We start from the raw sequence: 11411 nt of genomic DNA, 5'->3' as shown, positions 1-11411 counted from the left end.
GGGAAGGTCGCTGTCGATGCCACGCACCAGGCTCAGATCGAGCTTGATGAAGTCCGGGACGATGCTGAGGATGTGCCGCATGCAGGCGTACCCCGCGCCCGCGTCGTCGATCGCCACCCGCAGGCCGTTGCGCCGTAGCGGCCCCAGTGCCTCGTTGAGCTCGATGACGATCCGGTGCATGGGCAGCGCGGCCGGCATCCGGCCGAACTTCGGCGAGCACACCGTCTCCGATGAGACGTTGACCGACAGGAAGCCGGTGACCTCGTCCAGCGAGGGGAAGGCGTTGGACAGCGCGGCCAGCTCCAGCTCCACCCCGAGGCCGACGCTGTGGGCGTTCCTGAACCAGTCGGCGGGGTCCGGCGTCCCCTGCGGGAACCGGCTCAGCGCCTCCGCACCGACCGGTACCAGCCTCGGCAGGTCGAAGAGCGGCTGGTAGACCATCGCCGGTCCGCCGCTGGCGTACAGGAGTCGAGCCTGCTGATGAACGCGTGCCGGCCGTCCTCGGCGTCCTCTTCCTGCTCCACCAGCTTCATGAGGATCGGGCCGATCGCCAGCAGCACGTCGGCGTCGGCCGGGCGAAGGTCGGGGATCGGACGTTGCGACAACGTGCTCAGGGTTCCGTAGCTGCTGCCGTCGGCGCGGTACAGCGCGATCCCGACATGGCAGCCGATGCGCAGCTCCCGGGTCGTGGGATGGTCGCGCAGGACGGCGACGGTGCTGGTGTCCCCGATCACCGCGGGTACCAGGCCGTCCAGCAGAAGCTGGCCGTACCCGTCGGCGCGCAGGTCGGTGTAACCGCGATGGACCGGCAAGTCCACCTTGGACTGGAGGTTGCGGACCCGCTGCTTGGCGTCCAGATGCTTGTGCAGCACGGCGACCTGCATGCCGAGCTGGTCGCGAACCAGGCGCAGCAGCGCGTCCACGGTGGTGAGTTCCGGTGGGGTGTCAGCGGATGTCGCCTCGGTCGCCGGCCCGGTGCGCGCCGCCGCCTTCTCGCGGATCGCACCGGACACCGGTGCGGCATCCCGCCGCGCTTTGTTGCGGTACATGTCGACGTCGGCTTCGCGCCAGGCCTGCCGGAGGTCCGAGCCGCTGCGGCGCGCGCTGACCCCCAGCGAGCAGGCCACGCCTCCGACCCGCAGGCTGTGGAACAGCCGGTCGGCCATCGCCCGGGCCGCGCGCAGGTCGGTGGCCGGCAGCAGCACCCCGAACTCGTCGCCGCCGAGCCGTGCGATCAGGTCGTCCTCGCGCAAGCCGGCCCGCAGCACCGCGGCGGTGCGGACGAGCGCGCGGTCACCGGCCTCGTGGCCGCCCTGGTCGTTGATGGCTTTCATGGCGTCCAGGTCGATGACGATGACGGCGGAGGAGTCCGCGTACAGCTGGGCATGCGAGTCCTCGGCCAGCAGCGCGGCGTCCCAGGCCCGGCGGTTGCCGACGCCGGTGAGGCTGTCCGTGGTGGACGCGGTCTCGGCGCGCTCCGCCCGCAGCACCTCTTGCGCGATCCGCAGCTCCTGAGAGAGCCAACCGCCGAGCAGGCCGGCCTGCAGCCGCAGTTGGGGCAGCCGCCGCCGCAGCTCGTCCAGGTGCGCGCCGGGGCCGGCCCCGTTGAGGAATCCCAGTACGGCGCGGTCCGGCCCGACCAGAGGAACCGCGACACAGGTACCGACCTCGACGCCGAGCACCTCCCGGGCGTGCACCACGGCGGGTACCTCGCGCACGTCGATGGACACGGGGTCAGCGCCTTCGAGGACCCGAGCGCAATAGGTGTCGTCCCAGCGGTACACGGTGCCACGGACGATGTCGAGCAGGTCGTCGGCCGCTTCGAGAACCACGCAGTCCTCACCGTCCCGACGGCAGACGAACCAGCTGCCGAGGCCCGTCCCGTCTTTCAGGTCAGCCAGGGCGGCACGTGCGGCTGATCCGAAATCAGCGAACGCCGATGCCTTGCCCTGCTCCACCCAATCACTCCTACGTGGTCAGTCGGTTACCCAATGCCACTACCGACACAACCAGACTACGGCGAAAGCCGCCAGTCGAGACGCCCGGTTTCCGCTAGATGGCCACCGGGTACACGGTTTGCGGGATCTCGGGCTTGATCCGGCCCTCGACGAAGATGCCGTGCCAGATCATGAATACCAGCAGCGTCCAGATCTTGCGTGAGTAGTCGTGCGGGCCGTCCCGGTGGGCGTCCAACAGTGCCAGTGCGGACTCGGTGTCGATCAGATGCCCCGTCCCGGCCGAGGTGATGATGTCGCGCGCCCAGTCGTACATGACATCGCGCAGCCATGGCCGGGTCGGAACCGGAAAGCCCAGCTTGGCGCGGTTGAGCACGTGCGGCGGCACGATCTCGGCCAGCGCGCGCCGCAGCGCGTACTTGGTGGTCTCCTTGGTGAGCTTCTGCTCGACCGGGATGGTGGAAGCGGCCCGGAACACCTCGGTGTCCAGGAACGGAACCCGCAGTTCCAGCGAGTTCGCCATCGTCATCTTGTCGGCCTTGACCAGGATGTCGCCGCGTAACCAGGTGAACAGGTCGACGTACTGCATCCGGGTCGAGTCGTCGAGGTGTCCGGTCACCGCGTAGTGCGGCGCGGTGACATCGGTGTAGCTCACCTTGGGGGAGTAGGTCTTGAGCAGGTTGCTGGTCGCCAGTTCTTCAGAACGGAAGATCCGGGCGTTGCCGTAGTAGCGCTCCTCGATCCCGATGGACGACCGGCGTAGCAGGTCCTTGCCGCGCATCCCCTCGGGCAGGCTCTTGGACAGCGAGCCGAGCAGCCGCCGGACGGGGTCCGGCGCGGCGGTCAGGTGCCGCAGCGAGATCGGTTCACGGTAGATCGTGTAGCCGCCGAACAGCTCGTCGGCCCCCTCACCCGACAGCACCACCTTGACGTGCTTGCGGGCCTCTCTGGCGATGAAGTACAGCGGAACCAGCGCCGGGTCTGCCACCGGGTCGTCGAGATACCAGATGATCAGCGGCAGCGTGTCCATCATCTCTTGCGGGGTGACCACCTTGGTGATGTGCTCGGCACCGATCGCGGCGGCGGACTCCGCGGCGACATCGATCTCGGAGAAGCCCTCGCGCTCGAACCCGGTGGTGAAGGTGAGCAGCTTCGGGTTGTGCTCCTTGGCCAGCGCCGCGATCGCGGTGGAGTCGATGCCGCCGGACAGGAAGGCGCCGACCGTGAAGTCCGAGCGCATGTGCTTGGCCACCGAGTCCCGCAGCACCTCGGCGATCTCGTGGTACAGCTTCTCGGGCTCGGGCACCGGCTTGATCGGAAAGTCCGGCGTGAAGTAGCGACGGGTCCGTACTGCCTCGCCGGGGCGCACCGTGAAGCAGCTGCCCGAGTCGATGCGGGTGATCCGGGAGTGCATCGAGGCGGGCTCCGGAACGTACTGCAGGGTCAGGTAGTGCTGCAGTGCCTCGGTGTTGACGTCCTGGGACACCTCGTCCGGCGCCACCGACAGCAGCGCCTTCTTGTCCGAGGCGAAGAACGAGCCACGCTCGTCGGTGTAGGTGTACAGCGGCTTGATGCCGAACCAGTCGCGGGCGCCGAACATCACCCGCTCCTCGGAGTCCCAGATGAGGAACGAGAACATCCCGCGGAGCAGTTCCACGATCTTCTCGCCGAGATAGTGGTAGCCGGCGACGATCGCCTCGCCGTCACCGTTGGTGCTGAAGGTGGCGCCGAACTCCTCGGTCAGCCGCTCCCGCAGCTCCAGATAGTTGTAGATCTCACCGTTGAAGATCAGGTGGTAGCGGTTCTGCAGGTAGGGCAGCGGCTGGTGGCTGTGCTCCCAGTCGATGAGCGACAGCCGCCGGAAGCCGATGACCACGTCCTGGTCGGACCAGATGCCGCCGTCGTCCGGGCCGCGGTGGCGCATCTCGTCCCGCGCGATCTCGATCCGCCGGATGGTCTCGGGCAGTTGCGCGGTGCCGGGGCCGGCCGCGAGGAAACCGATCAGTCCGCACATGTCAGCGGCTCGCCAGCTGGTCGCTGAAGCCCGGTTGGTCACTGAAGCGCAGTGCTCCGGCGTCCTTGGCCGAGATCTGGGCAGGGTCGGCGGGGTCGATCGGAATCGGCCAGTGCAACCCCAGTTGCTCGTCCAGCGGTGAGAACGCCGTGCCCGCCATGCCCGGGCGCCATTCCTCGGTGAAGCAGTACAGGTACTGAGTGCCTTGCTCGCTCATGGACTGGAACCCGTTGCACACCCCGGCCGGCACCAGGACCTGGACGCCGGGGGAGAGCGGGACGGTGACCAGCGCGCCGTAGCTGGGGGACTCGGGACGGGCGTCGAGATAGGCACCGAACGCCTCGCCGGACACGCAGGCCACGAGTTTGGTCATCGCCTCGCCGTGCAGCCCGCGGACGGCACCGTGGCCGGACTCGGTCACGTTGATCTGGCGCCAGTCGCCCAGGCCCGGCACCGCGTCGGTGTACGCGGAGGCCCGGAAGAATTCCCGGACGCTGCCGCGCTCGTCGCGCACCTGTTTGAGGGTCAGGACGAGCAATCCCTCGATGTCGGTGGTGGCGGACTGCATGTCGGTGATGTGCACGCTCATGGGGTCAATCTTCCCATGAGAACTTCCGGTGACGTGGACGTCGGATGCCGGCCGACGCGCCCACCACTCAGGCGCCCACCACGCGGCGCCCAGCGCGGCAGACCCCTGCCACCCCGCCCGGCAGTGTCGGCTAGTCTTTCAACAGGGACTAGAAGCGGGCCCGGAGGTAGCTCAGAAAGGCGGTTTCGCCAGTGCAACGCAGTCTCAGGTCACGTGTGTCGCGACTCGGACTACTCGCCGGCTCAGCCGTGTTGCTGACCGGCTGCACCGCCCGCGATGGCGAGGAGCGACTGCGCTTCGGCATCCCGTCCGGCGTCACCAACCAAGCCGACCGGGTTCGCGCCCTCTGGGCCTGGTCCTCGCTGGCTGCCCTCATCGTCGGCGTGATCGTGTGGGGTCTCATCTTCTGGTGCTGCTTCCGCTACCGCAAGACCGACGACCTGCTGCCCACGCAGACGAAGTACCACCTGCCGATCGAGGTCGCGTACACGATCGCGCCGTTCCTGATCATCGCCGGCCTCTTCTACTTCACCGCGGTGACCGAGAACTACGTCGACAAGACGACGGCTAATCCGGCCACCACGATCCAGGTCGACGCCTTCAAGTGGAACTGGAAGTTCGAGTACAAGTCGAACACCGTCAACGGCCAGACCCAGGCGACGAACTACCCGGCCAGCGATCCGTCCGCGGGCACCTCGCTGTCCACCGTCGGAAGCTCCACCGAGATCCCGATCATGGTGGTTCCGGTCCACCAGCGGGTGCGGATCATCGAAACCAGCCGGGACGTCATCCACTCCTTCTGGGTGCCCGATTTCCTGTTCAAGCGCGACGTGATCCCGCAGCCGAAGCCGAACCAGTTCGAGTTCAGCGCGACCACGATCGGGCATTACGTCGGTCGCTGCGCCGAGCTGTGCGGCACCTACCACTCGCAGATGAACTTCGAGGTGCGGGTCGTCTCGGCCGCGAACTACAACGCCTACCTGACGAACCTCGCGGCCATCCCGTCCAGCGACTCGGGACGCCAGCGCAAGGCCCTGCAGTCGATCGGCGAGACTCCCTGCGCGACGACCACCCACCCGTTCAACACGAGTCGCACAATCCGGTCGGCCTCCACGGAGTCGTCGACGGTGTGCAGCGCCAGCTCCAACTAGGGGGATGCAGCAATGAAGCTCGAAGCTCGAATCTTCCTGTGGATCGCGCTCTTCTGCTTCGTTATCGCGGCGGTCTACGCCTGGCTCACCAACCACGCCTCGCACGGTGCCGGCATCGAAGTAGCGGGTACCGCGGCACTGGTCATGTCCGGCGGCCTGCTGGGCATCGGGGGATCGTTCTTCTGGTTCGTGTCACGTCGTATCGACGCCCGCCCCGAGGACCGCAACGATGCCGAGATCGCCGAGGGCGCCGGTGAGCTGGGCTTCTTCTCCCCGGGTAGCTACTGGCCCTTCGGTATCGCGCTGGCGGCCGCTGTCACGGGCATCGGCATGGCATTCTTTCTCATCTGGCTCGCTGCCCTCGGTGTCGTGCTCATCCTCATCACGACCGGTGGTCTGCTGTTCGAGTACTACGTAGGTCACCGCGCTCCGCTGCGTTGAGTCCCACGCAGGTCGGTGATGGCGCCATCATAGGCAGCTGGTAACCACCCCAGCGCTGGTACGTCGGCAGAGTGTGCGGCACCATCCTTTGCTCCGTGCCCACGCTCGCTTCTGAACTGGGGCCGCCACACGCTCGGTCGAGGCGATCCGCTGCGGTACGTCAAGGCAATCCTCTACCGCAGCGTCAACGCGCCGAAGCCCTGGTCCTGGCATTGACCGCGCCGGCAGCTGTCCCCCGTGACGCACAAATCCGCGCCCAGCCCCGTAGTAAAGGGTTGGACGCGGATTGGAACAGATCGTTCGCAGTCTTCTTAGTCGGTGAGTTCCCGAGGACGGCTCTTCTCGGCCTCTTCCGCCTCGGCGAGCTGGCGAAGCTCGGCCTCGATGTCGGCGCGTTCGCGCACCGGCCGGAAGAAGCCCTTGACCTTGGCGCCGTGCGGGTTGCCGAGCTGGTTCATCCGCTTCGGCACCGGAGTTCCGCCGTACTGCAGCACCCCGTGGCCATGGTCGTCCACCGGGCCGAGCGGCTGGTGGATCTCGATGAACTCACCGTTGGGCAGCTGCTTGATGACGCCCGTCTCGATGCCGTGTTCGATGACCTCGCGGTCGTGCCGCTGCAGGCCCAGGCAGATCAGATAGGTGATCGCGTAGGCCAGCGGCGGCACGATCAGGACACCGATACGCCCCGCCCAGGTCATCGCGTTCAGTGACAGGTCGAACGCCTTGGCGATCAGGTCGTTACCACCGGACACCAGCAGCACCGCGTAGAAGCTGATCGCCATGACGCCGAGACCCGTGCGGACCGGAACGTCACGCGGGCGCTGCAGCAGGTTGTGGGAGAAGCGGTCCTTGGTCAGCTTCGCCTCGAGGAACGGATAGGCGCCAGCCAGTCCGAACATGATCCCGGGCAGCACCAGAGTCGGCCAGAACAGCGGCGGAATGGTGTGGTGGAACAACCGGATCTCCCACGAGGGGAAGAGGCGGGTGGACCCGTCGAGGAATCCGATGTACCAGTCGGGCTGCGAGCCGGAGGACACCTGGGCGGGGTTGTACGGGCCGAACAGCCAGATCGGGTTGATCTGCGCGAGGCCGCCGAGCGCGCAGCAGACCGCGGCGACGATGAAGAAGAAGCCGCCGGCCTTGAGGCTGTACGTCGGATACATCCGCTCGCCGCTGACCGTGGCCTCGGTCTTGCCCGGACCAGGGAACTCGGTGTGCTTCTGCTTCACCAGCAGGGCCATGTGAGCGCCGATCAGGCCGGCCAGAACGCCCGGAACGATCAGCACGTGCACGATGTACAGCCGACCGATGATGGCGGTGCCCGGGAACTTGCCACCGAACACGAGGTATGCGGCCCAGCTGCCGATGACCGGGATGGACTGCACGATCGCCTCGGCGATGCGGAGGCCCGTACCCGACAGCAGGTCATCAGGCAGGGAGTAACCGGCGAAGCCCTCGACCAGGCCCAGGGTGACCAGGCCGAGGCCGATCAGCCAGTTGATCTCACGCGGCTTGCGGAACGCGCCGGTGAAGAACACCCGGAACATGTGGATCAGCATCGACGCCATGAACAGCAGCGCCGCCCAGTGGTGGATCTGGCGCATGACCAGACCGCCGCGGACGTCGAAGGAGATGTTCAGGCTGGACGCGTAGGCACGCGACATCTGCACGCCGTCGAGCGGGACGTACGAGCCGTCGTAGCGCACTTCGGCCATCGAGGCGTCGAAGAAGAACGTGAGGAAGGTGCCACTGAGGATCAGCAGGATGAACGAGTAGAGCGCGATCTCGCCCATCATGAAGGACCAGTGGTCCGGAAAGACCTTGTTCAGCTGGCGGCGGGCACCGCCCGCGATGCCGAGCCGGTCCTCAGCCCACTTTGCGGCCTTGCCCTGCGGGGTGGCCGGCTTGTCGAACCGCTTGGCCCGCTTCACCCGGGGGGACTGGCTGATGTCGTCGGCACTGCTCATGGTCGCTCCCAAAATGCCGGGCCGACCGCTTCTGGGAAGTCGCCCATAGCAACAAAGTACTGCGTGTCACCGACAGTTTCGACGCCGAGCGGCAGCTTCGGCAGGCTGCGCGTCGCGGGGCCGAACACCGGCTTGGCGTCCTGCAGGACGTCGAACTGCGATTGGTGGCAGGGGCAGAGCAGGCGGCCGGTCTGCTGCTCGTACAGCGAGGCGGGGCAACCGGCGTGCGTGCAGATCTTGGAGTACGCGACGTACTCGCCCCAGCCGAAGGTGTTCTGGCCCTTGCGCGACTTCACCACCTGCCCCGGCCGGAGCCGGATCAGCAGTGTCGGCGAGTCACCGGCCCGGATGCCGCCCTCGACTCCGGGGAACACGGTGGCCAGGCCACCCGCGTCGAGGTCGTTGGGGCTGACCCGCCGCCCGTCGGCGTACACCAGCGGCACGCCCTTGGCGAACATGGTGTGGAAGAGACTCTCGTTCTTACCGCGATTCGGTTTCTTGATCATGGCGCCGACGAGGGCGACCAGCGGAACCAGGCCGAGCGCCCCACCGGCCACGCCGAAGGTCATCTTCAGCATCGAGCGCCGCGCGACCCCCATGTCGTGGAACCCGGATGTCAGCGTTGCCGCCGTCATCAGCTGGGCGGCCTCTTCGGACGGGCCGTCGTGGCGATCCTGTACGGCCTCTTCTTCGGGCATCAGCCACTTGGCCCAGAGCACCAAACCGATGCCCATGCAGGCCAGCGACAGGCCCAGGAACGCCCCGAGCAGCGGGGTGAAGTAATGGAAGGCCCTGCCCTCGCCGGGCAGTCGCCACTGGTACGGAACGGCTCCGCAGAAGACCACGATGAACGCGATCGCCGAGAGGAATCCCAGGATGAAGACGCCGGCGATGGTGCGCTCGGCGCGCCGCTCGGCCCGGGTGCCGGCGATCGGGAAGCGCTCACGCCGGTGGACGAGGTAGACACCGTCGACCTCGGCGCCCGCGATCATCGCCTCTTCGGTGCTCATCTCACGAAGCTCTTCGACGGACGGCCTCTTGTCAGAGCTCCCGCCGCTGTTGTCCTCACTCACGACTTGGCTCCGATCCACAAGATCGTGACCATCAGCGCACCGATACCCACGGTCCAGATGACAATGCCCTCGGATACCGGGCCGAGGCGGCCGATGCCGGCACCGCCCGGGTCCTTCGAGGCCCTCAGGTAGTCGACGTACCCGATGATCTCGCGCTTCTGCTCAGGCGTGATCTGGTTGTTCGAGAAGACCGGCATGTTCTCGGGACCCGTGATCATGGCGGTGTAGATCTGCGCGTCGGTTGCCTTGTCGAGGGCCGGGGCGATCTTTCCGGCCGAGAGCGGGGCGCCGTGGGCGGTGGCGCCGTGGCAGGAGGCGCAGTTGAGCCGGAACAGCTCGCCACCGTTGGCGACCGCGGCACCGGATGCGCGCAGATCGGTTCCCGGAGCCGGAACCTGCGGACCGCCGCCGATCGACTGGACGTAGGCCCCCAGCTGCAGGGTCTCGGCCTCGTTGAATTCGGGGTCCTTGCGCAGGTTCACCGCGCCCTGGGAGGGCGCGGGCATGCGGCCGGTGCTCACCTGGAAGTAGACCGCCGCCGAGCCGACACCGACCAGCGTCGGACCGCGGCCGGTGACGCCCTGCAGGTTCGCGCCGTGGCAGGTGATGCAGCTGGTCTCGAACAGCTGGCGACCCTTGGCCACGTCCGCGCTGCTCGAGGCGGTGTCGTCCGCGCCCGAGGACGGGGCGAGCAGGGCGTAGCCGCCGCCGACGGTGGTCAGCGCGCCGACCAGGACGGCGAAGCTCGCCACCCGTCGGCGCAGCCCGCCGCGGTGCTTGCGGGGCGTCTTCGGCGCGCGGCCGATGTTGCCAAAGACAGTGTTGTCCGAGACAGCCGGCTCGAAGCCGAGTTCTCTGTCCACGTCGACGTATTCCTCGTCGGTCATGGGCGTCCTTTCGCTCTTCGGCCGCACTGAACCTTGGTTGCGTGGATTGATATCAATGGATCAAGTAGATCGTCGCGAAGAGCCCGATCCACACGACGTCGACGAAGTGCCAGTAGTAGGACACCACGATGGCGGCCGTCGCCTGGGCGGGCGTGAACCGGCCCAGCGCCGTGCGCGCCAGATAGAAGAGGAACGCGATCAGGCCGCCGATGACGTGCAGGCCGTGGAAGCCGGTGGTGAGGTAGAACACCGAGCCGTAGCCGGACGACGAGAGCGTCATACCGGCCTCGTGGACGCCGTTGACGAGGTGGTGGTACTCGTTCACCTGGTTGCGGTACTCGTTCGCCTGCCCGCAGACGAAGATCAGCCCCATCAGGAAGGTGCCGAAGAACCAGCGGCGGACGCCGTAGACGTCGCCACGCTCAGCGGCGAACACGCCCCATTGGCAGGTGATCGACGACGCCACCAGGATCACGGTGAACACCGTCGCGTACGGAACGGCAAGGTGCACGGAGTAGCCCGGCTGGCCGTTCACGGCCGGAGCGCCCGGCCAGACGGCGATGTTGTTCGCGCGCACGGTGAAGTACATGGCGAACAGCCCAGCGAAGAACATCAGCTCGCTGGACAGCCAGACGATCGTCCCGACACTGACCAGGTTCGGCCGCGTGAGCGAGTGAACCTGGGAGGAAGGGAAGCGCTCCGCGGGAGCCACCTGTGCAGTCGACGTCACTCTTGCATTATTGCCTCATCTCGCAGGTTGTGTGGCAGGGGGTCCGCGCGTACTTGTGCGTCGCTGGAGCCTAAGGTGCAAGCCGAGCGGGCGCGGTGTTCGGCGGCGGCTGTCGATATCATTCTCGGCGAGCCGTCCTCGCCCGGCGGTCCCGGTCGATCCCGTAGAGAGAAGCACCCGTCATGAGCTCCGCCAGCCTCACCGTTCTGGTCTACAGCCAGCGTGCCAACGTGCGATCGGATGTTCGCTCGGCTGTCGGTCGCCGCGCGGCGTCAGACACGGGTCGCATCGAGTGGGTCGAGTGTGCCAACTACAGCCAGCTCAAGGACCAGCTCGACTCCGGCGACATCGACCTGGCCATCCTGGACGGCGACGCCCAGCCCAGTGGCGGCGTCGGCCTGTGCCGGCAGTTCAAGAACGAGCTGGCCGACTGCCCGCCGATGATCGTGCTGATCGCGCGTCCACAGGACCGCTGGCTGGCGGCCTGGTCCGAGGCGGATGCCGTCCTGCTGCGACCCCTGGACCCGGTGACCGCGGCGGCGACCGTCGCGGACACGCTGCGGGCGCACGCGGCAGCCATTCCCGTCGTCCGCTGAGCGCCGGC

General features: G+C 67.3%; 10 protein-coding genes and 1 pseudogene. 3 read left to right on the top strand and 8 right to left on the bottom strand.

Going from position 1 to position 11411, the window contains the following annotated elements; translation table 11 throughout:
* Positions 1-18 precede the first annotated feature (18 nt).
* The 4 genes and pseudogenes from RM423_RS08245 to RM423_RS08230 form a co-directional block, all read right to left on the bottom strand.
* Positions 19-441 (bottom strand): annotated as a pseudogene (locus RM423_RS08245) (EAL domain-containing protein); the annotation flags it as partial.
* Positions 381-1958: a GGDEF domain-containing protein gene (locus RM423_RS08240; protein WP_311422539.1), complete on the bottom strand. Its 1578-nt coding sequence runs from the start codon at positions 1956-1958 to the stop codon at positions 381-383. The gene RM423_RS08240 and the pseudogene RM423_RS08245, both read right to left, overlap by 61 nt.
* 94 nt (positions 1959-2052) lie before the next feature.
* Complete coding sequence (gene asnB, locus RM423_RS08235) at positions 2053-3969, bottom strand: asparagine synthase (glutamine-hydrolyzing) (RefSeq protein WP_311422538.1); 1917 nt, start codon at positions 3967-3969, stop codon at positions 2053-2055.
* Position 3970: 1 nt separating this feature from the next.
* Positions 3971-4558, bottom strand: a complete 588-nt coding sequence (locus RM423_RS08230; RefSeq protein ID WP_311422537.1) for a dTDP-4-dehydrorhamnose 3,5-epimerase family protein — start codon at positions 4556-4558, stop codon at positions 3971-3973.
* 215 nt (positions 4559-4773) lie between these two features.
* Between RM423_RS08230 and ctaC the strand changes: the two genes are divergently transcribed.
* Both ctaC and RM423_RS08220 read left to right on the top strand, forming a co-directional pair.
* Entirely contained in the window at positions 4774-5709 is a 936-nt protein-coding gene (gene ctaC, locus RM423_RS08225; RefSeq protein WP_311422536.1) for an aa3-type cytochrome oxidase subunit II, read from the top strand.
* A gap of 12 nt (positions 5710-5721) precedes the next feature.
* Positions 5722-6150, top strand: coding sequence for a cytochrome c oxidase subunit 4 (locus tag RM423_RS08220; protein WP_311422535.1), 429 nt, complete (start codon positions 5722-5724; stop codon positions 6148-6150).
* Positions 6151-6461: 311 nt separating this feature from the next.
* On the opposite strand, the gene qcrB is transcribed toward RM423_RS08220, so the two are convergent.
* From qcrB to ctaE, 4 genes are read right to left on the bottom strand one after another with little or no spacing between them, the layout of a single operon-like run.
* Positions 6462-8117: a cytochrome bc1 complex cytochrome b subunit gene (gene qcrB, locus RM423_RS08215; RefSeq protein ID WP_311422534.1), complete on the bottom strand. Its 1656-nt coding sequence runs from the start codon at positions 8115-8117 to the stop codon at positions 6462-6464.
* Positions 8114-9190, bottom strand: a complete 1077-nt coding sequence (gene qcrA, locus RM423_RS08210; RefSeq protein WP_311422533.1) for a cytochrome bc1 complex Rieske iron-sulfur subunit — start codon at positions 9188-9190, stop codon at positions 8114-8116. Before qcrA ends, qcrB begins: the two co-directional genes overlap by 4 nt.
* Positions 9187-10077, bottom strand: a complete 891-nt coding sequence (gene qcrC / locus RM423_RS08205) for a cytochrome bc1 complex diheme cytochrome c subunit (RefSeq protein WP_311422532.1) — start codon at positions 10075-10077, stop codon at positions 9187-9189. Before qcrC ends, qcrA begins: the two co-directional genes overlap by 4 nt.
* 52 nt (positions 10078-10129) lie before the next feature.
* Positions 10130-10789, bottom strand: a complete 660-nt coding sequence (gene ctaE / locus RM423_RS08200) for an aa3-type cytochrome oxidase subunit III (RefSeq protein ID WP_396327648.1) — start codon at positions 10787-10789, stop codon at positions 10130-10132.
* A 200-nt stretch (positions 10790-10989) separates the two neighbouring features.
* On the opposite strand from ctaE, the gene RM423_RS08195 reads away from it, so the two are divergent.
* Positions 10990-11403, top strand: a complete 414-nt coding sequence (locus tag RM423_RS08195; protein ID WP_311422530.1) for a hypothetical protein — start codon at positions 10990-10992, stop codon at positions 11401-11403.
* The last annotated feature ends 8 nt before the right edge of the window (positions 11404-11411 follow it).

The organism is Jatrophihabitans lederbergiae, from assembly GCF_031845305.1.
GTDB classification, from domain to species: Bacteria; Actinomycetota; Actinomycetes; order Mycobacteriales; family Jatrophihabitantaceae; genus Jatrophihabitans_A; species Jatrophihabitans_A lederbergiae.
Note: the sequence above shows the minus strand (reverse complement) of the source record. Positions and strands in the feature narration are given on the sequence as shown.

Bases quoted from the DNA above. Each gene is read 5' to 3' on its own strand.
- qcrC (WP_311422532.1), bottom strand. From the start codon at position 10,077: ATGACCGACGAGGAATACGTCGACGTGGACAGAGAACTCGGCTTCGAG.
- RM423_RS08195 (WP_311422530.1), top strand. From the start codon at position 10,990: ATGAGCTCCGCCAGCCTCACCGTTCTGGTCTACAGCCAGCGTGCCAAC.
- RM423_RS08230 (WP_311422537.1), bottom strand. From the start codon at position 4,558: ATGAGCGTGCACATCACCGACATGCAGTCCGCCACCACCGACATCGAG.
- qcrB (WP_311422534.1), bottom strand. From the start codon at position 8,117: ATGAGCAGTGCCGACGACATCAGCCAGTCCCCCCGGGTGAAGCGGGCC.
- RM423_RS08220 (WP_311422535.1), top strand. From the start codon at position 5,722: ATGAAGCTCGAAGCTCGAATCTTCCTGTGGATCGCGCTCTTCTGCTTC.
- asnB (WP_311422538.1), bottom strand. From the start codon at position 3,969: ATGTGCGGACTGATCGGTTTCCTCGCGGCCGGCCCCGGCACCGCGCAA.